The organism is Methylococcales bacterium (assembly GCA_030949405.1).
GTDB lineage: Bacteria > Pseudomonadota > Gammaproteobacteria > Methylococcales > Methylomonadaceae > WTBX01.
Map to the genome: position 1 here is coordinate 2,348,262 of JAUZSN010000002.1, position 24,611 is coordinate 2,372,872.

The window sequence follows — 24,611 nt, forward strand, 5'->3', positions numbered from 1 at the left end:
AGTTAATGATGCAATCCACCCCGATAAATTTAAATACCTTGCCCTTTAGTCGCTTAGATTGGGCTTTCGCTGAATTTTTAAGCCAACGAAGTTGTTTAAAGGCTGAACAAAAACCGCGCTTTAAAAACCTAGTAGCCGAGCTTTCGTTTGAGCAATCACAAGGACACAGTTGTTTACGAATTAATCGGAACGATCAACAATTAGCTTTAGCATCAGGACTGGCTTTATCAATTGACGTGCAAGATGATGCCCCTGATTTGTCACTCAAACCTTTAATTGTTCAAGAAAATTGTTTATATATGCATCGTTATTGGTTTTATGAGACTCGTTTAGCCACTCAACTCAAACAGTTATTGGTGATTAATTATCAGGTTGATGACTTGAATACCGCTTTAGATCATTATTTTCCAGTGCAACAGGATGATTTTCAAGCGATAGATTGGCAACGTGAAGCAGCAAAAATGGCGTTAACTCAAGCTTTTTCAATGGTTACAGGGGGGCCAGGGACAGGAAAAACCACAACCGTTGTTAAAATTTTAGCCTTATTACAACAAGCGAGTCTTCAACCGTTACATATCGCGCTTGCCGCCCCTACAGGTAAAGCGGCTATGCGCTTACAAGAATCCATTGGACACAGTAAACACGGTTTAAATTGCACAGATAAGCTAAAACAATCGATTCCTGAAGAAGTCACGACCTTACACCGTTTATTAGGCGCAAAACCGCCGCCATCCCCTTATTTTAAACATCATGCAGAGAATCCGCTGCCTTATGATGTGGTGGTCATTGATGAGGCTTCTATGGTTGATTTAGCGTTAATGAGTAAGTTAATGGATGCACTTAAACCGACCGCTCGATTGATTTTATTGGGGGATAAAGATCAACTGGCCTCGGTAGAATCGGGGTCAGTATTAGCCGATCTCACGATGAGTTTAAAAAACCATACCGTTGAATTGCTAAAATCGCATCGCTTTGGTGGGGTTATTAAAGAACTTGCGGCGGCGATTAATAAGCAGCAAGGATTGAAAGCATGGGACTTATTAACCACCCCCAATGAAACGATCACGGTTTTAACGCAAAATAGCCTTAATTACATGGCCGATAAGCAACGTCCATTTTTAACCTTGGCTCAACAACATGCCTCTTTTGACTCTATTTACGCGGCCTTTAATCAATTCCAAGTGTTATGCTCAAATCGTAACGGACCGAATGGGGTCAATGAGATTAATCGTTTAGTGGAAAAAAAATTAGGCTTATCGGGACATTGGTATAACGGTCGCCCGATTATGATTACTAAAAATGATGTCGCCACTCAACTTTATAATGGTGACATTGGTTTATGTTTGAGTGATAACAGTCAATATGGACAGCTTCGCGTGTATTTTTTATTAGCGGATGGCTCAATTAAAAAAATACTTCCCAGCCGTTTACCTGCCTGTGAAACTGTTTTTGCAATGACCATTCATAAAAGCCAAGGATCTGAATTTAACGAGGTTTTAATTGCGTTACCTGATACCCTAAACCCTGTGTTAACGAAAGAACTTATTTATACAGGCATTACCCGAGCAAAAAAAACAGTGACGGTGGTTGCCCATAAAGCTGTTTTTATTAACGCCGTTGCTCAAAAAGTAGCACGTTATGGAGGATTAATTGCAAAAATGAAAGGTCATTACGATGCAACTATTATTCGATCATCTTAGCCAAATCACGGGTAAGTCTTTAAAAAATGCGCAGCTTAAACCCGTTTATGGCGGCAGTATTAACCAAAGTTATCATTTAAAAGCAGATAACAACTCATGGTTTATAAAATTAAATGTGCTTGAATTAGAGTCTATGTTTAGGGCTGAAGCCAAAGGACTGAGTGAATTAGCGACAACAAAAACAATTAATGTTCCTAAAGTGATTCTCTGTGGAAATGATGGGCGACACGCTTATTTAATACTTGAATATATTCATTTAAATGCATTTAATAAAAACTCAGAAATTCAATTAGGTCAACAACTCGCCCAACTTCATCGCCAACAACATCCTCGTTATGGCTGGCATCTTGACAACACGATTGGGAGTACGCCGCAACATAATCAGTGGGATCATGATTGGGTCAGCTTTTGGCAACAACAGCGTTTAGCAAAACAATTGCAGTTTTTAGCTGAAAAAGGTTATACAGGAAAGTTTCTTACCCAAGGTGATACGTTATGTGCGGATGTCGGCCTTTTTTTTAACACATACTCGCCACAAGCCTCTTTAGTTCATGGCGATTTATGGTCGGGAAATGTGGCGGTTAACGAAGACAATGCTCCTGTTATTTTTGACCCTGCTTGTTATTATGCAGATAGAGAAGTTGATATTGCAATGACCGAATTATTTGCAGGCTTTGGATGCAATTTCTATAGAGCTTATCAAAATGAATGGCCATTAGATGAGGGCTACCCCATTAGAAAAATACTTTATAATCTTTACCATATTTTAAATCATCTCAATTTATTTCGTGACGGTTATCAAAAACAAGCAGAGCGAATGATTAATCAATTATTAGCTGAAATTTAAGGCAAGGGCTGGTCGTTATCCGTAGGGATTTTTTTCAATGATGATGCCAGCATAATTAAAGCCCATCCTCGAAAACTAGCATCGACACTTAATGAAAAAGCCAGAAACCAAGGCGAAGAAAAAGGCCATCCAAACCAAATTAATAGACCTAAAATAATTGAAATAATTCCTGTGGTTCGACTGGAAATGGGATTAGGAATTTTTGCAACGGAAAGCAATACATTACGAAAGACTCCTTGTGTAATCAAATAACCGACAATTAAAAGGGTTAGTTTATCAGGATCATCACTCATACTAAAAAGTAATAAAAATCCTGTCACAATATCAAGGATTCCGCCTTGAATATTCAGCAGAAGCCCTTGTACTGTTAAGGCCATTACGCCATCAAAGCAGCGTAAAATCCCCAGTAAAAAGATTAAAACCCCAATAACAGGAATCCAAGAAAATTTTTCACCCAAGATAGAGACATTAGGGGCTATGAGGCACAAAATAGCGACGCTTCCCCCTAAAATAATCATGAGAATCCCTCGAATACGATACCACCAAGGTTTAGAGGTGAATTGTCTTAATTCAGAGGGGCTTGCTGATTTCATCATTTAATCACTCCATTGTTTTTCGTTATTATAAATAAGTTCACCCCCTTTTGTTAAATTTTCGGTATTATGGGCATTTTCGATCACTAGGAAAGCTTATGTCTTTACCTTCACTTCCTGCCGAATTACAGCCCCTGACAAGCCATGCAGTCACCCAATTTGAAGAAAAACTATCATTAGCTAACCTGTCTTTACCGACACATCCTGCGATAAAATATTCCTTAGAAAAAGTATTTTGTTGCAGTCAATTTGTTACGGAAAGCTGTCATCGGTATCCTTCTCTTTTGATTGATTTAATAACCTCTGAGGCTTTATTTTCAAATGAACATCGGGTTAATTATTCGACTTATCTAGCTAAGCAATGTATTAATACTGAAAATGAATTAATGCACTGTTTACGTTTTTTTCGTCGCCAAGAAATGGTTCGTATTGCATGGCGTGATTTAGCGGGCTGGTCAACGTTAGATGAAACCTTACAGGACTTAACGGCCTTAGCTGAAGCCTGTATTCAAACTGCTCTTGATTTTTTATACCAAGAAGCTTGTAAACGTCGTGGAATACCTACCTTAGCCGATGGAACCGCCATCAATATTGTCGTTCTAGGGATGGGGAAGTTAGGTGCGTGGGAATTAAATTACTCATCGGATATTGACTTGATTTTTGCTTATGCCGAAGAAGGCATTTTAAATGATCGAAAACAAACACGTTATAGCGAATTTTTCAGCCGTATTTGTCGAAGCTTAGTTAAAGTTTTAGATGCAATTACCGTGGATGGTTTTGTTTTTCGCACAGATATTCGTTTACGTCCTTTTGGCGACAGTGGCGCAATTATCATGACCTTTGATGGGATGGAAAATTATTACCTCACCCAAGCACGCGAATGGGAACGGTATGCGATGATTAAAGCCCGTCAAGTCGCTGGTGATTTTGAAAGTGGTAAACAATTAATGGCCTTATTAAAACCGTTTGTTTATCGGCGTTATTTAGATTATGGGGCTTTTGAAGAATTACGCTCGCTAAAAACACAGATTACACAAGAATTACAACGTAAAAAAGGACAGGATAATATTAAACTGGGCTATGGGGGGATTCGTGAAATTGAGTTTATTGGTCAAGCCTTTCAATTAATTCGTGGCGGGCAAGAAGTTCAATTACAACAACGCGGAATTTTAACCATTTTAAACTGTTTAGGTGAATTAAACTTACTCAGTAAAAATAATGCTCAAGCCTTGAGTGAATCCTATTGTTTTTTACGTCGTATTGAAAATCATATTCAACAATATCAAGATAAACAAACCCATGATTTACCGAAAGATCCGCAAGTACAACAAATTTTAGCCTATTCGCTTGATTTTTCAGACTGGGCTGATTTTTTAGCGCATTTAAATGTTGTTAGAGAACAAGTACAAGCTGAATTTGAAGCTGTTTTTTCCGTATCGGAGCAAAATGAAAAACAATACAGCAGTGATTTACTCTGGTTAGGAACCGCGACCGAAGATGATTTATCCAGTTTAGCCTTTAACGATATTCAAACGGTTGTCAAGGGGCTGGTTGATTTTAAACAAACACATGCGATTAAACGATTAACGACGAAAGGTTTAGCCACGTTAGAGCGTTTGATGCCAAAATTAATTAACGCGGTTGTTCTCATTAAAAATAGTGATGAAACCTTAAAACGTCTATTAGTTTTATTTGAAGCCGTTGCAGGACGCAATGTTTATTTATCGTTACTGGCTGAAAATCCTGAAGCATTAACCCAATTAGTTAAGCTTTCTTCCGCAAGTGAATGGGTCTGTGAGTACTTAGCTCGTTATCCTATTTTATTTGATGAATTATTAGATACACGCTCTTTATACGAACCCTTGGAAAAAGAGGCGTTAAAACAACAATTACAGCAACAATTAGCTTCTATTGATTTAGCGGATGAAGAGCAAGTTATGATTGCTTTACGTCAATTTAAACACCTTAATGTATTACGCGTAGCGGCTGCCGATATTATGGGGAAAACTCCATTAATGGTGGTAAGCAATTATTTAACTTTAATTGCAGAAACTATTGTGGATTATGTTATTAATTATAGTTGGCATTTATTGATACAAAAACATGGTTTCCCTGTTAATACGGGTGAACAGGTCGCTGGGTTTGCGGTTTTAGGGTTTGGAAAATTAGGCGGAATTGAATTAGGCTATGGTTCTGATTTAGACATGGTATTTTTATATGCGTGTGAAAAGGGACATACCTTAACAACAGGTAAAAAACCGATTCCCAATACTCAGTTTTATGGTCGGTTAGGGCAAAAAATTCGTCATATTTTAGATACTAAAATGTTAGCGGGTCTATTATATGAGGTTGATATGCGTCTTCGACCCAGTGGGCATTCGGGGTTATTAGTTTCAAATATAAATACGTATGAGAATTATTTTAAAAATGAGGCGTGGACGTGGGAGCATCAAGCGTTAGTTCGAGGGCGTTTTATTGCAGGGGATGCGAATTTACAAACTGATTTTTTAGCGATTCGGCAGCGTATTTTAAGTTTGCCGAGAGAGGTTTCCGTGCTTAAAAAGGAAGTTTTTGAAATGCGTGAAAAAATGCGTGAAACCTTGGCAAAAGAAAATGAAGGGCAGTTTGATATTAAGCAAAGTAGAGGCGGGGTTGTTGATATTGAGTTTATGGTTCAATTCGGGGTTTTATCACACAGTTCAGCGTATTTTGAGTTAACGCAGAATACAGATAATATTAATTTAATTAAAAAGCTTGAGACGCATCATTTTTTTACGGCTAAACAGGCCGAGGTCTTAACGTCAGCCTATTGTCATTATCGAGATTATGGACATCGACAAGTTTTACAAGGGCATAAGGCGGTTACTAAGGAGGCTATTTTTACCGAAGAACGTGAGTTTGTTGGAAAATTATGGACGGCGTTGATGGGTTGAATCCTAACAGTTTGTATTAAAAATTAAAATGTGAACAACAAGCCACTGCGCCGTAAACAATTTCAAAAATGGTAATGGTTGGGACGTATAGTTGGCTTTTTGTCGTTTAATGATTAGGTTTAATAAGGTATACAGTCTTCTAATGCTATTGAACTCCTTTCACAATTTACCGTCTCAGCTAAATAGTTAACGTCAAAAACCTAATACTACTTCATTTGGTTTCAAAAATAATTTACACTTTACCACCATCCTAAACCGACTCTTAAATTATCAACATGAACCCCGAATCCTTAAGTTTCATTTTTTTAAATGCATTTTTAATTAACAACTTCGTCTTGGCACTTTTTTTAGGGCTTTGTCCCTTTGTCGGCGTTTCAGCAAAACGCGATACCGCCTTTAATATGAGTTTGGCCACCATTTTTGTCATGTTTGTCAGTTCAATCTGTGCTTATGGTATTAATGTTGTCCTCGTCTATTTTAATTTAGAGTTTTTACGCCTCATTAGCTACATTGCCTTAATTGCATCGGCGGTACAACTGGTGGAAATGATTTTAAAAAAATTTAGTCCCACTTTATTTAGAGCTTTAGGTATTTTTTTACCCTTAATTACCACTAATTGTGCCATCTTAGGGGTGGCTTTATTTCAGACGTCACGCGAGTATGATTTTTTTCAATCGGTCGCATTTAGTTTAGGGGCGGGCGCAGGATTCGGGTTAGCCATTGTCTTAATGGCTGGGTTACGAGAAAAATTAGAATTATCTAATTTACCTAATATTACCCAAGCCGCCGCATTAAGCATGATTCTTGCGGGAATATTATCCCTTACATTTATGGGCTTTGCAGGATTAGGCGGTAGTACCGCATAAAGGAATATATTTTTATGATTAATTTTTTAGTTGCGATCAGTGTTATTTTTATCTTAATGCTGGGTTGGATTTGGGTTCAACAACTCGCACGATCTTATGCACAAAAACACCCTGAATTAGGCGCGGTAAAAGAGGAAGGTTTAGGCTGTGGTAAAAGTTGTGGATGCAAAGAAGGGGGGTGTAAAAAAGAAGTCTAATTTCAAATTCTATACAAATTTTTGTTGTCGATAAATTCATCCCTGTATAATCCTCCTGAAAACCCCACAGGGTTATTTTTATCCTACCTTTTATTAAGAGAATTTTATGGCACTTCATTGTGGAATTGTTGGTTTACCTAACGTGGGTAAATCGACCCTTTTTAATGCACTTACTCAAGCAACTATTGCCGCTGAAAACTACCCTTTTTGTACCATAGACCCTAATATAGGCGTTGTTCCCGTTCCTGATAAACGAATGGAGGCATTAGCTGAAATTGTGAATCCTGAAAGAATTTTACCGACAACAATTGAATTTGTTGATATTGCAGGTTTAGTGGCAGGGGCTTCTAAAGGCGAGGGGTTAGGTAATCAATTTTTAGGTAATATTAGAGAAACGGATGCGATTGCTCATGTCGTTCGTTGTTTTGAAGATGAAAATGTTATTCATGTTGAAGGGAAAGTTGATCCTTTAAGTGATATAGAAATCATCAATACAGAACTCGCGCTTGCCGATATGGCCTCGGTTGAAAAATCCTTGCAACGAGCAACAAAAGCTTCTAAGTCAGGAAATAAAGACGAGATAGCTAAAAAGAAAGTGTTAGAAAAAACCCTCGCGCATTTAGATAAAGGCAAGGCAGTACGCTCTTTAGGCTTAACCGAAGATGAAGTTATTTTAATTAAAGATCTTTGTTTAATTACGTTAAAACCAACGCTTTATATTGCTAATGTCGATGATAATGGGTTTGAAAACAATCCTTTTTTAGACCGTGTTAAAGAATTTGCTATGGAAGACAATTCAAATGTGGTTGCTGTTTGTGCCGCCATTGAAGCTGAAATTGTACAATTAGATGATGAAGAAAAAAAAGAGTTTTTGGATGACTTAGGCTTAGACGAGCCAGGTCTTGACCGCGTTGTTAGGGCGACCTATAATTTATTAAATTTATCGACTTATTTTACCGCAGGCGTTAAAGAAGTCAGAGCGTGGACAATTCCTATGCTAGCAACCGCGCCACAAGCTGCGGGAGTTATTCATACTGATTTTGAAAAAGGTTTCATTCGTGCCGAAATTACTTCTTACCAAGATTTTATTGATCACAAGGGTGAGCAAGGGGCAAAAGACGCAGGAAAATGGCGTTTAGAGGGTAAAGACTATAATGTTAAAGATGGCGATGTGATACATTTTAGATTTAATGTTTGACAAATTAAGGGCGAGTAATTAAAATGCTCGCTCTTTACCCAAGTGCAATGGCGATATAGCTCAGTCCGGTTAGAGCGCGGGATTCATAACCCCGAGGTCCCAGGTTCGATCCCCGGTGTCGCCACCATCTTTTTGTACTTCACCTCTATTCTTAAAACTTCTCCCTGTTAAACTCACTATAAACACGTTAGCCGATGTTATCGCAAACGACCCTCTTGAGTACAACTAGCTCGCTTTTAAAGGACTTCTCATGTTAGATCCGCGTTTATTTAGAAATGATATTGATTTTATCAAAACTCAACTTGATCGTCGTAATTTTGATTTTGATGTTGATGCCTATCAAATGCTTGAAAGTCAACGCAAAGAAATTCAAGTTAAAACGCAACAGTTGCAAAATGAACGGAATGTGCGGTCTAAAAAAATAGGTCAAGCAAGAGCAAAAGGGGAAGATATTCAGCCTTTATTAGCCGAAATTGATGATTTTGGTACACAACTTAAAGCCGCTGAAGCCGATTTAACTCAAATTCAAACGCAAATAACCACCATCATGGAGGGGATTCCTAACCTTCTTGATGCAGCGGTCCCTGCGGGAAAATCAGAAGATGATAATATTGAAATAAGTCGTTGGGGAACATTACCTGAATTTAAGTTTAAACCTAAAGATCATGTTGATTTAGGTGAAAATATTAACCAAATAAGTTTTGAATTAGGGGCAAAAATTGCCAGTGCGCGATTTGTCGTTTTAACAGGACACATTGCGCGATTACAACGGGCGATTATACAGTTCATGTTAAATACTCATACGCAAGAACATGGGTATACTGAAACGTATGTGCCTTTTTTAGCGAATGCGGCCAGTCTTCGCGGGACAGGACAACTTCCTAAGTTTGAAGCCGATTTATTTAAAGCCAGTGAGAATCCTGATTTATACTTAATTCCAACGGCAGAAGTTCCCGTTACGAATAGAGTTCGTGATGTGATTGTCGATGCTGACGAACTTCCACTTAAATTTACCTGTCATTCCCCCTGCTTTCGTAGTGAAGCGGGTGCTTATGGACGCGATGTGCGGGGCATGATTCGCCAACATCAATTTGAAAAAGTCGAATTGGTACAAATTGTTAAGCCCGAAGATTCTGAGGCTGCTCATGAGCAATTAACCGCGAATGCCGAAGTTATTTTACAAAAATTAAACTTACCTTATCGTAAAGTATTGCTTTGTGCAGGCGATACGGGGTTTTCATCGACTAAAACCTATGATCTTGAAGTGTGGCTACCGGGACAAGCAACTTATCGCGAAATTTCATCGTGCAGTAATTTTAAAGATTTTCAAGCCCGTCGTTTACAAGCGCGTTGGAAAAATTCTGAGATGAAAAAACCTGAACTGGTGCATACGATTAATGGCTCTGGATTAGCCGCTGGAAGAACATTAATTGCTATTATGGAAAATTATCAGGATGAGCAAGGACGAATTGCGATCCCCGAAGTTTTATTACCTTACATGGGGAATATAACGCTAATTGGTTAGTCTACTAACAGTGTAAATGCTATAGAGACGCGGGTATTTTCGTTGGGTCTCTCATTGTTGTCACCATTTGATGAAGGCGGGTAAACGGCTGAGAAACCAAACTTTTATATTTTTAATCAAAAATTTATGGAAGCCCGCCTTTGGAAATATTGTTTTAAGGAATGAGAACTAAATAATACCCGAAACTTAAAATATATTTTTACCATGAAGAACATGAAGTTCATGAAGAAAAATCATTAAAACTTCATGTTCTTCATGATTTATATGTTTTATTGCGTAAACCAATGTGTAGTTTCGGGTATTATTAAAATGGCGTTCCTTAATCATCGGCTCAAAGGGATCATGGGTTAATTTTCACTTGCTATTCGTTTTAAGATTATCTGCATGTAGCCCACATTCTTTTTTGGTTTCCGATTCCCACCACCATCGTCCCACGCGTTCATGCTGGTTAGGCAAAACAGAACGGGTACAGGGTTCGCAACCAATACTAATAAACCCTTGTTTATGTAAAGGGTTAAAAGGAACTTGATAGGCTTCAATATAATCCCAAACCTGTTCCGAACTCCAATTGAGGAGAGGATTAAATTTAATCAACGGTTTATCATCCGTAGAAAAAGCACTATCCAATTGAACTTCAGGGATTGCATGTCGTGTATCTAAACTTTGATCCTTACGCTGTCCTGTAATCCACGCATCTAAGTGTGATAATTTACGTCTTAAAGGCTCAACCTTACGAATACCACAGCATTGCTGATGCCCCTCTTCATAAAAACTAAATAAGCCTTTTTCTTTAACTAACGCTTCAATAGCCGCTGAATCAGGACTTAAACATTCAATATCAATGTTGTAATGCGTTCTGACTTGCTCAATAAATCGATAGGTTTCAGGATGTAATCGTCCAGTATCCAATGAAAAAACATGGATCTCTTTTTTCATTTGTAAGGCCATATCAATTAAAATGACATCTTCTGCCCCACTAAAAGAAATTGCAACCGTGTCAAAATTATTTAATGCGGTTCTTAAAATTTTTCGGGGGCTTTTATCATGAAGTTCGGCTTGTAATGTGGCTATCTCTAATTTAGTCATGGTTTCTCTTACGTTATAAAAATATTTATTAGCGGTGATATTAGATAATAAAGACAAATTCAGGCATGAGTACGTGATTTGTTTGACTCGCTATTCTAACATTTATGCGTGAATTTTTAATTTTTAGCCGTTAAAGATTCCATCAAAAACTAAAAATAGAGGTAAAATTAATCTTTAGACTCATCATTATAAGGAAACAATATGGTTAAGCATCACTCGTTATGGACACGTTACTTTCCTCAATTCATCGCTAATAGTGATGCAACCATGAGACGTTTAATGGATTCAGCGCAATTAGTTAAATTACCCGCAGGACAGCAGATTTTTTATCCAGGAAGTGTGTGTGAAAATTATTTATTGCTTTTAGAGGGACGCGTAAAAACACAATTAATTTCTGAAAATGGACGTGAAATGTTGCTTTATCATGTCTGCTCAGGCGATTCGTGTGTTTTAACGACATCGTGCTTATTAGGAGGCGATCATTATCCAGCGGAGGGCATTGCTGAAACAGATGTTAGTGCCTTTGTGATTTCTAAACATGCCTTTCACCGCTGTATTGACCAGTCAGCTTTTTTTCGTGAATTTGTTTTTAAAAATTTTTCTTCGCGGTTATCAACGGTGATTACCCGAATGGAGGATGTTGTTTTTGGGGCGATTGACTTTCGATTAAGTAAACTTTTATTAGCCTCATCTGAAAGCCCCTTAAAAATTACGCACCACGCACTGGCATCCGAATTAGGCACAGCGCGTGAAGTCGTTTCTCGACACTTAAAACGTTTTGAACGTTATGGTTGGTTGCAGCTAAATAGAGGGACAATTGAACTCATTAATCGGCAAGCCTTGGAAAAAATTCGTGAACAAACGAATTAACCTTTTGAATCATCAGCATCTTCTTTATGCTCATCATCAATAAAACGCACAATAATAAAGCCTAAAATACCCGCGACAAAAGCGGCCATCATTAATGGCATTGCAAATGGAATATCGTGATGGTCACGCATATTCATTTGAAAAACAGTAGAAAATATACTTAAAACGAAATCAGTCATAGCAGTCCTTGATGATTTAAAAGATACCTTAATGGCGGAATTAATAATAAATCGTTTTGCTATTTTGTTCAGTGATTAAGTCACATTAGCTGAAAAAATAATGAATCACTTGGTCTGTTGAAAAAGTTTTTTAACTGAAAAGCTAAAATTTTGTTGAATACGTCCCTGATTTTTATCGTCATGGTTTAGGTATAAATCAACCCCACAGACACGGGGTATTATTGAACAACGGCCCTTAGCACTTAAGCCTATGTCTATTTAGGGAATGTAAAAAGCGCAAATGAAAAGCTGGCATTAGCTCTCAGTCATCAAGAGGCATTGCTGGTTAATAACGGAATGGAGTTGGAATAATATTTATTCCGTAAAAAATAAGGCCAAAAGGGTTAAGGTCATATTTTTTTAATGGGTAGGATAAACGTAAAGACAGCCCCCAAGCCATCACCTTCTGATTCGGCCCAAATCTTGCCATTATGATTCTCAACAATTTTACGGCATAGCGCAAGCCCAACCCCTGTTCCCTCAAAATGATTATGTGCTTGTAACCGTGAAAAAACTTTAAATAAACGATCCGTTTTTAATGGATTAATACCAATTCCATTATCGGTGATGCTAACCTGAAACAAAGCCCCATCTACTTTAGCCTCAATAGACTTGTTCTTCTAAATAAAATATATTAAAATCAATTGCTTATATATACTTGATAACACTCACAATCAGTTGATACAGCCTAATAAATAAACTTTAAATTAAATTATTAAAAATAATAAATAAGCTTTATAATAAATTTCTATAAAAAATAAAAATCAAAGTATAACATGAAAATAAAAGAAATTTTACCAAGAATTTATGATGATAGACAGTTAAGAGCTTTAACAGGATTAAAAACAGAACATTTTATTTTACTATTATCTCTATTTGAAAAGACCCTTATTGAAGATCAAAAAGAAAAACATGAAAATAAAGAAAGAAAATACGGTAGTGGTTTAGATAGCACATTAAAAACACCCGCAGACAAATTATTATTTATATTAAATTATATGAAGTGCTATTCTACTTTCGATCACTTAGGGTTTTCTTTTAATATGAATAAATCATGCGCTCATACTCATGTATACAAATTATTTCCAATTTTAATAAAGACGTTAGATATATTTAATGTTTTACCTGCAACAAGTTTTTCAACCCCTGAAGAAATGCAGCAGGCTTTTGGCGGAGTTCAAACATTGATAATAGATGCTACAGAGCGTGCTGTACAACGCCCTAGTGACTATGAAGAACAAAATGAATTTTACAGTGGTAAAAAAAACAGCATACAATTAAAAATACCACTATAGCTTCTTTAGGTCATTTAATTTTATATATTGGGGTTAGTTTTCCAGGTAAAAATCATGATTATGGAATGTTTAAAAAAGAATTTAATCCAGAATTAAATTGGTTTAGTAATTTTAATATATTTATTGATTTAGGTTATTTGGGGTTTAATAATGAATATAAAACTAATTCGGTAAATATTCCTCATAAAAAACCAAATAAATCTAAGCATAATCCAAACCCAACATTAACTGAAAAACAAAAAAAAGAAAACAAAGAGATGAGTCGTGAAAGAGTCATTGTTGAGCATGTAATCGGTGGAATGAAAAGATATAGATGCCTAGTTGACAAGTTTAGAAATAAAAAAGAAGGTGTAAAAGATTTATTTTCTTTTTTAGCGGCTATCCTATGGAATTTTAACATGATATATTAACTTCTTCTTAAAGAACAAGTCTAATAATTATCTTAGGGGGACTATCAGGATGATGATATTTTAACGCGTTCCCAATTAGATTTTGTAGTAAACGTGTTATCTGATCTTGACGAGCCCATAATTGAATCCATTGACCGCTAACCTTAATCATCCCTGCATTATGTTCAATTTCGGGAGAAAGAAAGGTGAGTGCTTCATCTAAAGCCTCTCGGCTATCTATTAATTTAATCCCTTCCATTTTTCGACCAATTCTTGAAAAATCTAATAAGGCTAAAATCATTTCATCCATGCGTGTCGAACCTTCTACCGCAAAATTAATAAACTGTTGTGTTTCGAGAGTTAATTGTTTTTGTAGCGTTGATTCTAACAACATTAAATAGCTGGTTATCATACGTAACGGCTGGCGCATATCATGAGAAATAGCATAAGCAAATTGTTCTAAATCAGCATTTGAGCGTTTTAGTTCCTCTTCCGCTTGTTTTTTGGAGGTAATATCACGATTAACGACAATTGCCCCTTTTACTTGATGTTGATCATCAAACAAAGGAACCACTGAATTATTAATAATTTTATGTACACCATCAAAGCATTCTATTTCTAATTCCTCATCAAGCGAGGCTTCCCCTTGCGTAATCGCTTTTGTCGCCGCCCAATTGCTGGATTCTAACTGTTTTTTAGTTTCTAAACACCAGGCTTTATATTTATCATATTCTAGCATTCCAACATAACGCTCACCCGCCCATATTTTTTTAGCGGTTGGGTTTCCTTGTAAAATATTTCCCTGTGCATCTAATATCCATAACCCCACGGGCAAAATATCCATAACGGATTGCATTAGTTGCTTACTCTCACGTAAGGATTGTTCCATTAGCTTATGTCGAGTAATATCTTGCCCAATACCGCTTAAAAAAATAGCTTTCCCTGTTGAATCACGTTCTGCGCGTCCTGTTGAGCGTATCCATCGGATTTGATTATCACAATCAATAATTCGATATTCGGTATCATACGGTGTATTATCCAACAAATGAGCGCGTATATTATTCATCGCTTTTTTTCGATCATCAGGGTGAATAATCGCTAAAAAATCTTCCCAGCTTGCATTTTTTAAGGGGGGAAGTTTAAAAATATGGGTCGCTTCTTTTGACCATGTTTGTCTATTTTTATTTAAATCAGCTTCCCACGTAACGACTCCCCCATACGTTTGACTCAATTTTATTCGTTCTTCATTACGTTTTCGTCCACTCACATCTTCAATAGTTCCAATAAGATAATGAGGTAATCCATTGGCATAATGAAATAAATGGACAGAATCACTTCCCCAAATTATGTTGCCATCTTTACGAATATACTGGGTTTCAGTCACTCCATTACTAGCCGTTTCTATCATCCAATTTGGGATGATTTCATCAAGGTTACTTAACGTTATTTGTTTAATATTCATTGATAAAAGTTCTTGATGACTATAGCCCATCATCGTACAAAAATACTGGTTAATGGCTAAAAAATCTCCTTTTAAAGATAAATTAATCACTCCAATAGGGGCGTGTTCAAAAGTTGTCCTAAATTGTAATTCACTGATTCGCAGTGCCTTTTCAGCATTTTTTTGTTGCGTAATATCAATCATAGTCCCCCGCAACCAACGAGGCCGCCCCTCTTTTGAGATGACGGAGATAATATCCCGTAACCAAATGATTGTTCCATCTTTGGCAATCAATCGGTATTCCAAATCATAAGGCTTCATTTTAGCCGTATGATTGATACAATATTTAGAGGCCCAAATTTTATCATCGGGATGTAAATGATCTTGCCAAAAACCTGTTTGATACCATTCTGAAATTGAATAACCTAAAAGCCGTTCAGCTCGAGAGCTTACAAAAGTGATACAAAAGTTTTCAGCATTGGCTTCCCAAATAATACTATCACTCGAATTTATGATATCAATGAAATGCTGTTCCATCGCTTTAAAGTTTGTTTCTACGTTCCCCTCTGTTTTTATTTGTGGGTGTTGTTGCGTAAAAAGTGTGGAAAAAAATTGACTGGATAATGTAATTGTAAATAAAAATACAATAAAATCATAAATTAATACCTCCCCGTGGCTAATAAATATACCCTGTCCATAATAAGTATAAATAAAGGCGACAATTGCAAAAATTATAGTCGCTAACGTTGCGGTGCTTATACCAAATTCAACCGCAAAAAAAACCAATAACAGAGTAGTTAGACTGAAAACAAGCGAACTTAGTTGAATTTGTGAAAAAATAAAAACACTGATAATAATAATTAACAGTGCGGTTAATAACTGGGTATAAACTTGTCGTTTTAAAGGTTCTTCATCGGTAGAAAAAGATAATAAAAAAGGGGTTATTAATAGCTGACCCATTGAACTTGAAAACCACCAAGAAAGCCAAAAAAATTCTAGTTGAGTCGATTGAATAACCCCTGAATTCCAAAGTAAAAAAACACCTAAGGAGACCGTAAAAGGTTGAAGAATAAAAAAAATAAATACCCATAAATTTCTAATATCTTTAACTTGTTTTAATCGTTGAGAAAAATATAACCGATTAAAAACAGAGGCCATTATTGCCTCTAAACTACTAATTATAGCAATGCCTAAGGCGACTTCAGGAGCAATATTATGAGTAAGTCCCAGGCATAATTGTCCTATGAAAATACCAGGGATAATTCGAATACCAACTAAAATGACCGCCGCTAATGCAAAACCACCGGCGATAAATATAATTAAAGTAAAGGATTGATGAGGGATTGCAAAGGCAAAACTGAGTTCACCTGCAATAAAATAGATAATCGCGAGTAATAAAACTTGAACGATAGACATAACCTTAAGATTTGAAAAAAATTTTCGAATCATAAACATATTTTTAAAGCGAGAATCATTAATCTTTTTGCCCTATCCCTATTTGTAGAGACGCGAGGTCTCGCGTCTCTGGCGTTCATAGATTAAATTTACATTAAAAATGGGTGCGCCTTGGTATCAATAAAAATATAAACCTAGGCATTCATTGCGGCGATAATGGCCTCACCCATTTCAATCGTCCCTATTTTAGAGGTTGGGTTTAAATCAGGTGTAACAAATACACTGTCATCAATAATTTTTTCAACAGCGGCTTGAATTTTATCGGCAGCCGTTGTTTCACCCAAATGATTTAACATCATTACCCCTGCCATAATAACGGCGGTCGGATTAGCAATATTTTTTCCTGTAATATCAGGCGCACTTCCATGCACCGCTTCAAAAAGTGCCGCATCTTTACCAATATTTGCTCCTGGAATTAATCCGAGTCCACCGACGAGTCCTGCGGTTAAATCGGATAAAATATCACCAAACATATTAGTGGTAACGATGACGTCAAACTGTTCTGGATTCATAACTAAGTGCATACAGCTCGCATCTACAATTTTTTCATCAAATTCAATTTCAGGATAACGAGCGGCGACTTCACGCGCCACATCTAAAAATAATCCTGAGGTAAATTTAAGAATATTGGCTTTATGACACGCGGTCACTTTTTTACGCCCATTTGCTTTTGCATAATTAAAGGCATACTCGACAATTCGCTCTGAACCTTTCCGAGTCACCACGGCTAAGCTTTCTGCAATATCTTTATCTTTTGTCAAATAATGTTCTAACCCCGCATAAAGTCCTTCGGTATTTTCTCTAACCACAACAATATCAACATGATCAAAACGAGTTTGCGCGCCTTTCCATGTTTTAGCAGGACGAATATTGGCATATAAATCATATTGTTGACGTAAAGCAACATTAATACTTCTAAATCCGCCTCCAATAGGGGTTGTTAAGGGGCCTTTAAAGGCAACACGATTTTTTTCAATAGAAGCCAATGTTTCATCTGGAATAGGCGTGCCATACTTATCATACGCCGCCATCCCCGCTTCGGCTTCTTCCCAATTAATGTTAGCACCTGAGGCATTAATAATCTTAACAGCCACCTCTACAATAGAAGGACCGATTCCATCACCTTTAATCAACGTAACGTTGTGCATCACTTAGCTCTTTAAATTTATAAAAATGAGAATAATACACAAAATTTCATCGTTTTAAAAATTAAACTCCGCTAAGTTTTGATATAATCTGAATCTTTAACCTTACCAACGCCATTAATATCCTCTCTGGAGAGACCATGGAAAAATCATTTATTTTACATATGTTGACCACTGCTAAGAATTTAAGCCCGTTTGATGTCAACATGGCATTGGATGCAGGCTGGCTTTCAGCGATTCCTTACACGAATGTTGAACCTAGTGAAATACCTGCTTTAATACAGGATGTTATTTTTTCACGTAGTCCAAAAGGGTTGCAAAAAACAGGCGTTTTTATTGGTGGGCGTGATTCTAAACAAGCAATGGATATGCTTAAAACGGCTAAACATGCCATGCTGCCCCCTTTTGAGGTCGCGGTATTTGCAGATCCTAGCGGTGCCTTTACTACGGCTGCGGGGATGGTTGCCGCTGTAGAAAAAGAGTTAAATGATAAATTTAATACGGGGTTAGAAGGGAAATCTATTTTAGCGTTAGGTGGAACAGGACCGGTTGGACAAGCTGCGGCGGTACTTGCGGCTGAGCAAGGAGCCAATGTTCGAATTATCGGACGAAATTTAGAAAAAACACAACGAATTGCCGATCTTTGTAGCAACGAATTTGGGGATGGAAAAATCGTTGTAACGGCAGGATTAGATAAAGATAAAGGGGATTATATCAAAACAGTGGATGTTGTTTTCGCCACAGGTGCGGCTGGAATTGAGTTATTAAGTGCTGATTTAGTTGCTACCGCCTCTCATTTAAAAGTAGCTGCCGATGTTAATGCGATCCCTCCTTTTGGCATTTCAGGGGTTGATACGTTTGCAAATGGGGATCTTATTGAAAATTCAAATGGTCAAGCCGTGGGTATTGGTGCTTTAGCCATTGGAAATATTAAATATCAAGCTCAAAATCGGCTATTAAAACGGATGATTGAAGACCCTAGACCTGTGTTTTTACATTTTGAACATGCTTTTGAGGTCGCGCGTGATTACATTAAATCTTTAAAATAAAAAACTTGGCATTCTTTATGCATCATTACTTAACTAAGTAAATATTTTATAGTATCCAACCTTATGCTGTATAAAAGAGCAAAAGGAAACGTTATTTAAATTTTTGATATTAAGGAAAAATGATTTTGAAACGAAGTATCCTGCACATGTTTGATCCTATGCCAAATAATAGTCCCTTTGATATTAATATGGCTCTTGACGCTGGCTTTGATGTTTTAATGCCTTATGCAAATGTTAAGCTTGATAGTGTTCATCGACTGACACAAGATGCTATTTTTTCACGAGGCCCTAAAGGCGTAAAAAAAACAGGATTATTTATTGGCGGACGGGATATAGGACTCGCCACCGATATGCTTAAATCTATCAAGGATGCCATGGTTCCGCCTTTTGAAATTTCAGTATTTGTAGACCCCAGTGGTGCTTTCACGACTGCTGCGGCGTTAGTCGCTTGTGTAGAGCGCGAACTTAAACAAAAATATAATAAAGAATTTAAGGACTGTAAGGCCCTCGTATTTGGAGGAACAGGACCGGTAGGGATCGCCACAGGCGTTATTGCCTCACTGGCAGGCGCAAATACGGCGTTAGTTGACCATTTATCGGTCGATGCAGCGGATGATGCGGCTAAGGAATATAATCGTCGTTTTAACAGCCAATTAACAGGGACTAAAGCAGGGAATGATAAAGAAAAGATAGCCCTTATTGCTGATGCTGATATAGTTTTTTGTACCGCTAAGGCAGGGATTCAAGTTTTAAATACTCACGTTTTAAAACAAGCCCCTCAGCTTAAAGTTGCAGGGGATGTGAATGCGGTTCCGCCTGTAGGTATTGAAGGCATTAATAGGGGAGATTTTGGCGCACCCTTAGAAAATGTTGACAATGTAGTGGGCGTGGGTGCATTAGCGGTGGGTAATATTAAATATCGTTTGCAACAAAAATTATTAGAATCTATGTTAGCCACTGAAAAACCACTCTATCTTGATTTTAGAGATGCGTTTATAATAGCGCGAGAAATTGTTTAATTTGAATTAAACAATTTAAAACACATCAAAACCTAATTTTTAAGTATTTATTTTGGAGTTAAGTCGTTAAGGCTATTTCACTCTTTAACACGCTTAAAGAAGACAACCAAATGCTTGAACCATGAAAATTATTTTTGCAGGTACTCCTGATTTTGCTATTCCAACCTTGCAAATGCTTATTGATTCTAAGCATGAAATTTGTGCGGTTTATACTCAGCCTGATCGTCCATCTGGACGGGGGCGAAAATTAACCCCTTCACCTATTAAAAGTCTTGCCTTAGAATCCTCTTTAACGGTTTGTCAACCTGAAAATTTCAAACAAAGCCATGAATTAGAAACATTACAACACTTTAATGCGGATCTAATGATTGTTGTTGCTTATGGACTCATTTTGCCCCAAACGGTTTTAGATGCGCCTAAATACGGATGTTTAAATATTCATGGTTCATTATTACCTCGTTGGCGAGGAGCGGCTCCGATTCACCGTGCTGTGATCGCAGGGGATAAAGAAACAGGGGTAACCATTATGCAGGTCATAAAAAAACTTGATGCGGGTGATATGCTACACAAAGAGTATTGTCCTATTCATTTACAAGATACCAGCAGTGACTTACACGCTAAACTCGCCGACTTAGGGGCCATAGGATTAGCGAAGGTATTATTACAACTTGAGGACGGGGATTTAGAGCCTGAAATTCAAGATGAAACCTTAGTCACTTATGCGGAAAAACTTCAAAAATCAGAATCAATGCTGGATTGGACACAATCAGCAACGCAATTAGATAAAAAAATAAGAGGCTTAAATAGCTGGCCTGTCGCCCAAACACGTTATCAAGGAAAAAATTTACGGATTTGGCAAGCAACAATTCAACCGATAGAAAATAAAATAGATGCAGGTTGCGTTGTCAGTAATGGCAAACAAATGCTAGTGGGGACAGGAGAGGGCGTTTTAAGCTTGCAAGAAGTTCAATTGCCGGGTGGAAAACGTTTATCTATCCAAGCTTTTTTAAATGCACATGATGTCGATGGATTAAAATTAGGCGAATGAATTTAAGAAAACCTGCGACCCAAATTTTATTAAATGTTCTAAAAAAGGGCCACTCTTTAACGGCTTCCTTAGAGACCTATTTAGACCCGTTAGATAACGCTAAAGACCGTGCCTATGTTCAAGCGTTATCGTATGGCGTATTACGTGATTACCATCAACTAAATTTTTTAGCGAGTTTATTATTAGCCAAGCCCTTACGCAATAAAGATACAGATATAAAAATATTAATCTTAATCGGTTTGTATCAATTACGAACCATGCGAATAAAAACACATGCCGCCGTTTCAGAAACAGTCACGGCCGTGGGTAAAAAAACATGGGCAAAAGGGGTTATCAATGGCGTTTTACGGCAGTATTTACGTGAACAAGAAACCCTAGAGTCACAAATTACCGAAAATTTAGAAGCGAACTATTCACATCCTCAATGGTTAATTAAACGAATAGAAAATGATTGGGGGAAACGGACCCCTGAAATTCTACAACAAAATAATCAACACCCGCCGATGGTTTTACGGGTTAATTTGGCAAAAACAACGGCGATTGATTATTATCAGTTATTAATTAAAAATGATATTTTGGCTGAAACTAGTGAGATAAGTCCAACAGCCCTTAAATTAAAACAAGCGGTTTCGGTTGAACAATTGCCTCATTTTAGTGACGGTTGGGTTTCTGTACAAGATATGGCGGCGCAATGGGCAGCTCCTTTACTACAGCTTAAAGCAGGACAGCGTGTCCTTGATTTATGTGCGGCCCCAGGTGGAAAAACAGCCAGCATGTTGGAATTAGAACCTAGATTACAAATGACCGCACTGGATATAGAAAAAAGTCGTTTGAAACGGGTTACAGAAAATCTACAACGTTTGGGGTTAACGGCAACACTGATAGAGGCGGATGCAAAAGATCCACAATCATGGTGGGATGGCTCACTTTTTGACCGAATTCTTTTAGACGCACCCTGTTCAGCTTTAGGTGTTATCCGTCGCCACCCCGATATTAAAATTCTGCGTCGGGCGGAAGATATAGATAATTTAGCAACCCTACAAGCTGAAATTTTAAAGGCCGCTTGGACACTCTTAGCCCCTAATGGAATCTTGCTTTATGCAACCTGTTCCATTTTAAAACAAGAAAATCAACATCAAATTGAAAACTTTTTAAAAAATAATTCGGATAGTTTTGAAATTCCTATTGAAAGCAATTGGGGATTAACCAAAACAGTTGGGCGACAAATCCTAACAGGAGAGCAAGCGATGGATGGTTTTTATTATGCGCGCTTAGGGAAAAAATAATTAATTTTGTACGTTTTAAAACCGCATTCCCAGCCAATTTAAACAACTCAAATAACTTACCCATCAGAGCTACCAATTTAAGACGGGACACGTTGAGGTTAAGCCTCGATCCGTAGTATCCCATCTTAAGCTGGTAGCCTCTATCAGGTATTATTATTTACTTTTAAATTGCGCTAAAATAAATTCTATACGTTGGTTTTTTTGATTCTTTCTAGTCGTCGTTTTATCAATAATAGGGATACTATCGCCTTTCCCTGTAGATGTTATTTTTTCACAGCTAATATTTTGTTGTTGAAAATAGTCATTAATAGCTAACGCTTGTTCGTCTGATAACGCTTGGTTGTTTTCGCTATTACCCTCACTGTAAGTATGAACAATAATTTTAATTTGTTTAAATTTATTAATCTTTATTTGTCCAACAAACGCATCTAAATAAGCTTTCCCTCTCGTTGATAAGGTACTTTTACCTGATTTAAAATAAAAAGTTAAAGGGTGTAACGTAATCCTATTTTCAATAATGCCACATCCTTGAGAATCAATAATAACGGCATCGAGGGTATTTAAACACTTATCTTGATAATCAAGAATATCATCATGATCGTTGTCTGCAGGGCAGCCTTTAGAATCAACGCCTTGGCTTATTTCAAGTGGACTATTCTCTATGCAGGTATCAATATAATCAACGACCTTATCCTCATCCTTATCAATAGGACAGCCTTGTCCTTTACCTGTTTTATTAACCCCTTTTATAATTTCTTCCTTCGTATTATTAGGACATTGATCGATGTCATCGGTAATACCATCGGAATCCTTATCTTTTGTACAGTTTTTCCCCACTACATAATCCGTTAAATCAGGGTTAAGTGGACATAAATCTTCATAATCGGCTTTACCGTCTGCATCAGAGTCAAGGGGACAGCCTAACTCATTAACCCCTTTAGAAATTTCTTTTAAACTATTTTCAGGGCAATTATCGGTATAGTCAGGAACTTTATCCTTATCGTTATCAATGGGACAGCCTCTAAATAACCCTGTTAAAAAAATACCTTTAGATATTTCTTCGACACTATTATCGGGACAGGTATCAAGGTCGTTAGGGATAGTATCAAAATCTCTGTCAATTTCATTACAGCTTTCATGAACATGAGGTAACGCATCTTCGGCCGCTTTCATTTGTCGGTACTCATATTTACCGCGATGAAACTCTTTAAAATAAAAATCTTTATCGGTTAAATCCCCTTGTTTAGTAAATTGATACTTGCCTGTTAGCCCTTGACAGGGGGGCATATGGCGTAACATATTTGCAATTCTAATGGGGACAGGTGATTGGGCACGTTTAATCGCATGGGCCAATAGCATGATATTATCATAACCTAAGGCTGAAAATTCATCAGGTTCAAATTCCTGGCCATATTCTTCCTTAAAAAGAACAATAACCTTTTGATTTTCTTCTAATAATGGATTAAATAGGGATGGAACAATGGTTTTTTTTTACATCGTCTGAATTCTCCCAGACTTTGACCATATTTAAAAAGGGAGGCATATTTAAAGTGTCACCCGCAACAAAAGGGAGCCTAATTCCCATATCACGTGTTTTTTGATATATTTTTGCAGCAAATATATCGGTTGACGCAATAAAAATAGCATCCATTTCAGCTATTTTTTTTAAATCAATCGCAAGTGAGGTGATATTAACAGTATTTTCAAAAAATGATTTTCTAAAAGGAATGCTCGCATTTTTATTTTTCATTAAATGAGAAGAAAAAACATCCGATAGCTCAGTTGCATAAGGACTTCGACTATTGAGCAGCGCTATTTTTGAAAGGCCTTGTTCGGCTAAATAATGAGCAATGCTTATCCCCATTTGATCATTATTAGGGATGGTTCGAAAAATATAATTAAATTGATGTCCCGTTAATTTTATATTAGTCGCACTCGGTGTTAAAAAAAAGAAGTCCTTTATTTTCATAAATAACAGAGGCCAATAAAGCTGTTTTTGACGTAACATGACCGATAACCGCGACAACCTTATGATTATCAGCAAATGAATTTGCAATATTTAATACAATAGTCTGATATTCATTTGTCGATAACGTAAGGTCTAACAGTTTATCTTCATCCTTATTAACAATAATTTCTAAAGGACGGTTTAATACGCCGCCGTCCGCATTAATTAGTTTTACGGCCAGTTTAACCCCTTTTAAAAATGAAGTGTGATGACTATCCCAAGCAATACCAATGATAATTGGGTTTTTAACATTCACTACTAACTTAGCGCGTTTTTGAGAAATTTCTTCATACGCTTCATCAAAACACCCCCCAAGCAATAGGGTAATTAAAGCAAAAATAAAAAATAAGGGTTTAATTGTTAACATTTCATTAAAAAGTTATAGGTTAGAAGGGGGGGGTAAGTTTAGGGTGTGAAGGTCGTTATCAGACAATAAACCTTTG

Annotated in this window: 23 protein-coding genes and 1 tRNA gene; 15 read left to right on the top strand and 9 right to left on the bottom strand. The window is 37.0% G+C overall.

What is annotated here, in order from left to right:
- Positions 1-5 precede the first annotated feature (5 nt).
- Together recD and Q9M50_12110 are read left to right on the top strand one after the other, a co-directional pair.
- Positions 6-1,700: an exodeoxyribonuclease V subunit alpha gene (gene recD / locus Q9M50_12105; GenBank protein MDQ7091355.1), complete on the top strand. Its 1,695-nt coding sequence runs from the start codon at positions 6-8 to the stop codon at positions 1,698-1,700.
- The gene (locus Q9M50_12110; GenBank protein ID MDQ7091356.1) at positions 1,675-2,547 is read left to right on the top strand and encodes a fructosamine kinase family protein; all 873 of its coding nucleotides are present in this window, start codon (positions 1,675-1,677) and stop codon (positions 2,545-2,547) included. Before recD ends, Q9M50_12110 begins: the two co-directional genes overlap by 26 nt.
- On the opposite strand, the gene Q9M50_12115 is transcribed toward Q9M50_12110, so the two are convergent.
- The gene (locus Q9M50_12115; protein MDQ7091357.1) at positions 2,544-3,143 is read right to left on the bottom strand and encodes a hypothetical protein; all 600 of its coding nucleotides are present in this window, start codon (positions 3,141-3,143) and stop codon (positions 2,544-2,546) included. The two genes, Q9M50_12110 and Q9M50_12115, sit on opposite strands and share 4 nt — an antisense overlap.
- 95 nt (positions 3,144-3,238) lie before the next feature.
- Between Q9M50_12115 and glnE the strand changes: the two genes are divergently transcribed.
- The 6 genes from glnE to serS all read left to right on the top strand — a co-directional run bounded on the left by glnE (position 3,239) and on the right by serS (position 9,859).
- Complete coding sequence (gene glnE, locus Q9M50_12120; GenBank protein MDQ7091358.1) at positions 3,239-6,073, top strand: bifunctional [glutamate--ammonia ligase]-adenylyl-L-tyrosine phosphorylase/[glutamate--ammonia-ligase] adenylyltransferase; 2,835 nt, start codon at positions 3,239-3,241, stop codon at positions 6,071-6,073.
- A 275-nt stretch (positions 6,074-6,348) separates the two neighbouring features.
- The gene (locus Q9M50_12125; GenBank protein MDQ7091359.1) at positions 6,349-6,939 is read left to right on the top strand and encodes an RnfABCDGE type electron transport complex subunit A; all 591 of its coding nucleotides are present in this window, start codon (positions 6,349-6,351) and stop codon (positions 6,937-6,939) included.
- 14 nt (positions 6,940-6,953) lie between these two features.
- Positions 6,954-7,136, top strand: a complete 183-nt coding sequence (locus tag Q9M50_12130) for a hypothetical protein (GenBank protein ID MDQ7091360.1) — start codon at positions 6,954-6,956, stop codon at positions 7,134-7,136.
- Positions 7,137-7,242: 106 nt separating this feature from the next.
- A complete protein-coding gene (ychF, locus tag Q9M50_12135) occupies positions 7,243-8,334 on the top strand; it encodes a redox-regulated ATPase YchF (protein MDQ7091361.1) in 1,092 nt (363 codons plus the stop codon).
- 49 nt (positions 8,335-8,383) lie between these two features.
- Positions 8,384-8,461 (top strand) — tRNA-Met (locus tag Q9M50_12140).
- Positions 8,462-8,584: 123 nt separating this feature from the next.
- Positions 8,585-9,859 carry a serine--tRNA ligase gene (gene serS / locus Q9M50_12145; protein ID MDQ7091362.1) on the top strand — a complete coding sequence of 425 codons (1,275 nt, stop codon included), beginning with the start codon at positions 8,585-8,587 and terminating at the stop codon, positions 9,857-9,859.
- Between the two features lie 354 nt (positions 9,860-10,213).
- Here serS and Q9M50_12150 read toward each other — a convergent pair whose 3' ends face one another.
- Complete coding sequence (locus tag Q9M50_12150; protein ID MDQ7091363.1) at positions 10,214-10,945, bottom strand: phosphoadenylyl-sulfate reductase; 732 nt, start codon at positions 10,943-10,945, stop codon at positions 10,214-10,216.
- A 201-nt stretch (positions 10,946-11,146) separates the two neighbouring features.
- Between Q9M50_12150 and Q9M50_12155 the strand changes: the two genes are divergently transcribed.
- Entirely contained in the window at positions 11,147-11,815 is a 669-nt protein-coding gene (locus tag Q9M50_12155; GenBank protein MDQ7091364.1) for a Crp/Fnr family transcriptional regulator, read from the top strand.
- Here the strand turns inward: Q9M50_12155 and Q9M50_12160 are convergent.
- Both Q9M50_12160 and Q9M50_12165 read right to left on the bottom strand, forming a co-directional pair.
- Complete coding sequence (locus tag Q9M50_12160; protein ID MDQ7091365.1) at positions 11,812-11,994, bottom strand: hypothetical protein; 183 nt, start codon at positions 11,992-11,994, stop codon at positions 11,812-11,814. The two genes, Q9M50_12155 and Q9M50_12160, sit on opposite strands and share 4 nt — an antisense overlap.
- Before the next feature lie 389 nt (positions 11,995-12,383).
- Positions 12,384-12,617: an ATP-binding protein gene (locus tag Q9M50_12165; GenBank protein ID MDQ7091366.1), complete on the bottom strand. Its 234-nt coding sequence runs from the start codon at positions 12,615-12,617 to the stop codon at positions 12,384-12,386.
- Positions 12,618-12,809: 192 nt separating this feature from the next.
- Here Q9M50_12165 and Q9M50_12170 point away from each other — a divergent pair, with 192 nt between their 5' ends.
- Together Q9M50_12170 and Q9M50_12175 are read left to right on the top strand one after the other, a co-directional pair.
- Positions 12,810-13,328, top strand: a complete 519-nt coding sequence (locus Q9M50_12170; GenBank protein ID MDQ7091367.1) for a transposase family protein — start codon at positions 12,810-12,812, stop codon at positions 13,326-13,328.
- A 26-nt stretch (positions 13,329-13,354) separates the two neighbouring features.
- Positions 13,355-13,738 (top strand): transposase family protein, encoded by a 384-nt coding sequence (locus tag Q9M50_12175; GenBank protein MDQ7091368.1) that lies wholly within the window; start codon positions 13,355-13,357, stop codon positions 13,736-13,738.
- A 7-nt stretch (positions 13,739-13,745) separates the two neighbouring features.
- On the opposite strand, the gene Q9M50_12180 is transcribed toward Q9M50_12175, so the two are convergent.
- Both Q9M50_12180 and Q9M50_12185 read right to left on the bottom strand, forming a co-directional pair.
- On the bottom strand, positions 13,746-16,607 hold the full coding sequence (locus tag Q9M50_12180; protein ID MDQ7091369.1) for a PAS domain S-box protein: 2,862 nt from the start codon (positions 16,605-16,607) through the stop codon (positions 13,746-13,748).
- Between the two features lie 140 nt (positions 16,608-16,747).
- Positions 16,748-17,761: an isocitrate/isopropylmalate family dehydrogenase gene (locus Q9M50_12185; protein ID MDQ7091370.1), complete on the bottom strand. Its 1,014-nt coding sequence runs from the start codon at positions 17,759-17,761 to the stop codon at positions 16,748-16,750.
- Between the two features lie 137 nt (positions 17,762-17,898).
- Here Q9M50_12185 and Q9M50_12190 point away from each other — a divergent pair, with 137 nt between their 5' ends.
- The 4 genes from Q9M50_12190 to rsmB all read left to right on the top strand — a co-directional run bounded on the left by Q9M50_12190 (position 17,899) and on the right by rsmB (position 22,160).
- On the top strand, positions 17,899-18,807 hold the full coding sequence (locus Q9M50_12190) for a methylenetetrahydromethanopterin dehydrogenase (GenBank protein MDQ7091371.1): 909 nt from the start codon (positions 17,899-17,901) through the stop codon (positions 18,805-18,807).
- A gap of 122 nt (positions 18,808-18,929) precedes the next feature.
- Complete coding sequence (locus Q9M50_12195; protein MDQ7091372.1) at positions 18,930-19,826, top strand: methylenetetrahydromethanopterin dehydrogenase; 897 nt, start codon at positions 18,930-18,932, stop codon at positions 19,824-19,826.
- Positions 19,827-19,947: 121 nt separating this feature from the next.
- On the top strand, positions 19,948-20,874 hold the full coding sequence (fmt, locus tag Q9M50_12200) for a methionyl-tRNA formyltransferase (protein ID MDQ7091373.1): 927 nt from the start codon (positions 19,948-19,950) through the stop codon (positions 20,872-20,874).
- Positions 20,871-22,160, top strand: coding sequence for a 16S rRNA (cytosine(967)-C(5))-methyltransferase RsmB (rsmB, locus tag Q9M50_12205; protein MDQ7091374.1), 1,290 nt, complete (start codon positions 20,871-20,873; stop codon positions 22,158-22,160). The genes fmt and rsmB overlap by 4 nt, the downstream gene beginning before the upstream one ends.
- 153 nt (positions 22,161-22,313) lie before the next feature.
- On the opposite strand, the gene Q9M50_12210 is transcribed toward rsmB, so the two are convergent.
- The 3 genes from Q9M50_12210 to Q9M50_12220 are packed head-to-tail and all read right to left on the bottom strand — an operon-like array spanning position 22,314 to position 24,535.
- Positions 22,314-23,642: an OmpA family protein gene (locus tag Q9M50_12210; protein MDQ7091375.1), complete on the bottom strand. Its 1,329-nt coding sequence runs from the start codon at positions 23,640-23,642 to the stop codon at positions 22,314-22,316.
- Positions 23,623-24,129: a hypothetical protein gene (locus Q9M50_12215; protein ID MDQ7091376.1), complete on the bottom strand. Its 507-nt coding sequence runs from the start codon at positions 24,127-24,129 to the stop codon at positions 23,623-23,625. The genes Q9M50_12210 and Q9M50_12215 overlap by 20 nt, the downstream gene beginning before the upstream one ends.
- On the bottom strand, positions 24,086-24,535 hold the full coding sequence (locus Q9M50_12220; GenBank protein ID MDQ7091377.1) for a hypothetical protein: 450 nt from the start codon (positions 24,533-24,535) through the stop codon (positions 24,086-24,088). Before Q9M50_12220 ends, Q9M50_12215 begins: the two co-directional genes overlap by 44 nt.
- Positions 24,536-24,611: the final 76 nt, after the last annotated feature.

What these genes read in the sequence shown, in the direction of transcription:
- recD (MDQ7091355.1), top strand. Translation starts at nt 6, where the DNA reads ATGATGCAATCCACCCCGATAAATTTAAATACCTTGCCCTTTAGTCGC.
- Q9M50_12110 (MDQ7091356.1), top strand. Translation starts at nt 1,675, where the DNA reads ATGCAACTATTATTCGATCATCTTAGCCAAATCACGGGTAAGTCTTTA.
- Q9M50_12115 (MDQ7091357.1), bottom strand. Translation starts at nt 3,143, where the DNA reads ATGATGAAATCAGCAAGCCCCTCTGAATTAAGACAATTCACCTCTAAA.
- glnE (MDQ7091358.1), top strand. Translation starts at nt 3,239, where the DNA reads ATGTCTTTACCTTCACTTCCTGCCGAATTACAGCCCCTGACAAGCCAT.
- Q9M50_12125 (MDQ7091359.1), top strand. Translation starts at nt 6,349, where the DNA reads ATGAACCCCGAATCCTTAAGTTTCATTTTTTTAAATGCATTTTTAATT.
- Q9M50_12130 (MDQ7091360.1), top strand. Translation starts at nt 6,954, where the DNA reads ATGATTAATTTTTTAGTTGCGATCAGTGTTATTTTTATCTTAATGCTG.
- ychF (MDQ7091361.1), top strand. Translation starts at nt 7,243, where the DNA reads ATGGCACTTCATTGTGGAATTGTTGGTTTACCTAACGTGGGTAAATCG.
- serS (MDQ7091362.1), top strand. Translation starts at nt 8,585, where the DNA reads ATGTTAGATCCGCGTTTATTTAGAAATGATATTGATTTTATCAAAACT.
- Q9M50_12150 (MDQ7091363.1), bottom strand. Translation starts at nt 10,945, where the DNA reads ATGACTAAATTAGAGATAGCCACATTACAAGCCGAACTTCATGATAAA.
- Q9M50_12155 (MDQ7091364.1), top strand. Translation starts at nt 11,147, where the DNA reads ATGGTTAAGCATCACTCGTTATGGACACGTTACTTTCCTCAATTCATC.
- Q9M50_12160 (MDQ7091365.1), bottom strand. Translation starts at nt 11,994, where the DNA reads ATGACTGATTTCGTTTTAAGTATATTTTCTACTGTTTTTCAAATGAAT.
- Q9M50_12170 (MDQ7091367.1), top strand. Translation starts at nt 12,810, where the DNA reads ATGAAAATAAAAGAAATTTTACCAAGAATTTATGATGATAGACAGTTA.
- Q9M50_12180 (MDQ7091369.1), bottom strand. Translation starts at nt 16,607, where the DNA reads ATGATTCGAAAATTTTTTTCAAATCTTAAGGTTATGTCTATCGTTCAA.
- Q9M50_12185 (MDQ7091370.1), bottom strand. Translation starts at nt 17,761, where the DNA reads ATGCACAACGTTACGTTGATTAAAGGTGATGGAATCGGTCCTTCTATT.
- Q9M50_12190 (MDQ7091371.1), top strand. Translation starts at nt 17,899, where the DNA reads ATGGAAAAATCATTTATTTTACATATGTTGACCACTGCTAAGAATTTA.
- fmt (MDQ7091373.1), top strand. Translation starts at nt 19,948, where the DNA reads ATGAAAATTATTTTTGCAGGTACTCCTGATTTTGCTATTCCAACCTTG.
- rsmB (MDQ7091374.1), top strand. Translation starts at nt 20,871, where the DNA reads ATGAATTTAAGAAAACCTGCGACCCAAATTTTATTAAATGTTCTAAAA.
- Q9M50_12215 (MDQ7091376.1), bottom strand. Translation starts at nt 24,129, where the DNA reads ATGAAAATAAAGGACTTCTTTTTTTTAACACCGAGTGCGACTAATATA.
- Q9M50_12220 (MDQ7091377.1), bottom strand. Translation starts at nt 24,535, where the DNA reads ATGTTAACAATTAAACCCTTATTTTTTATTTTTGCTTTAATTACCCTA.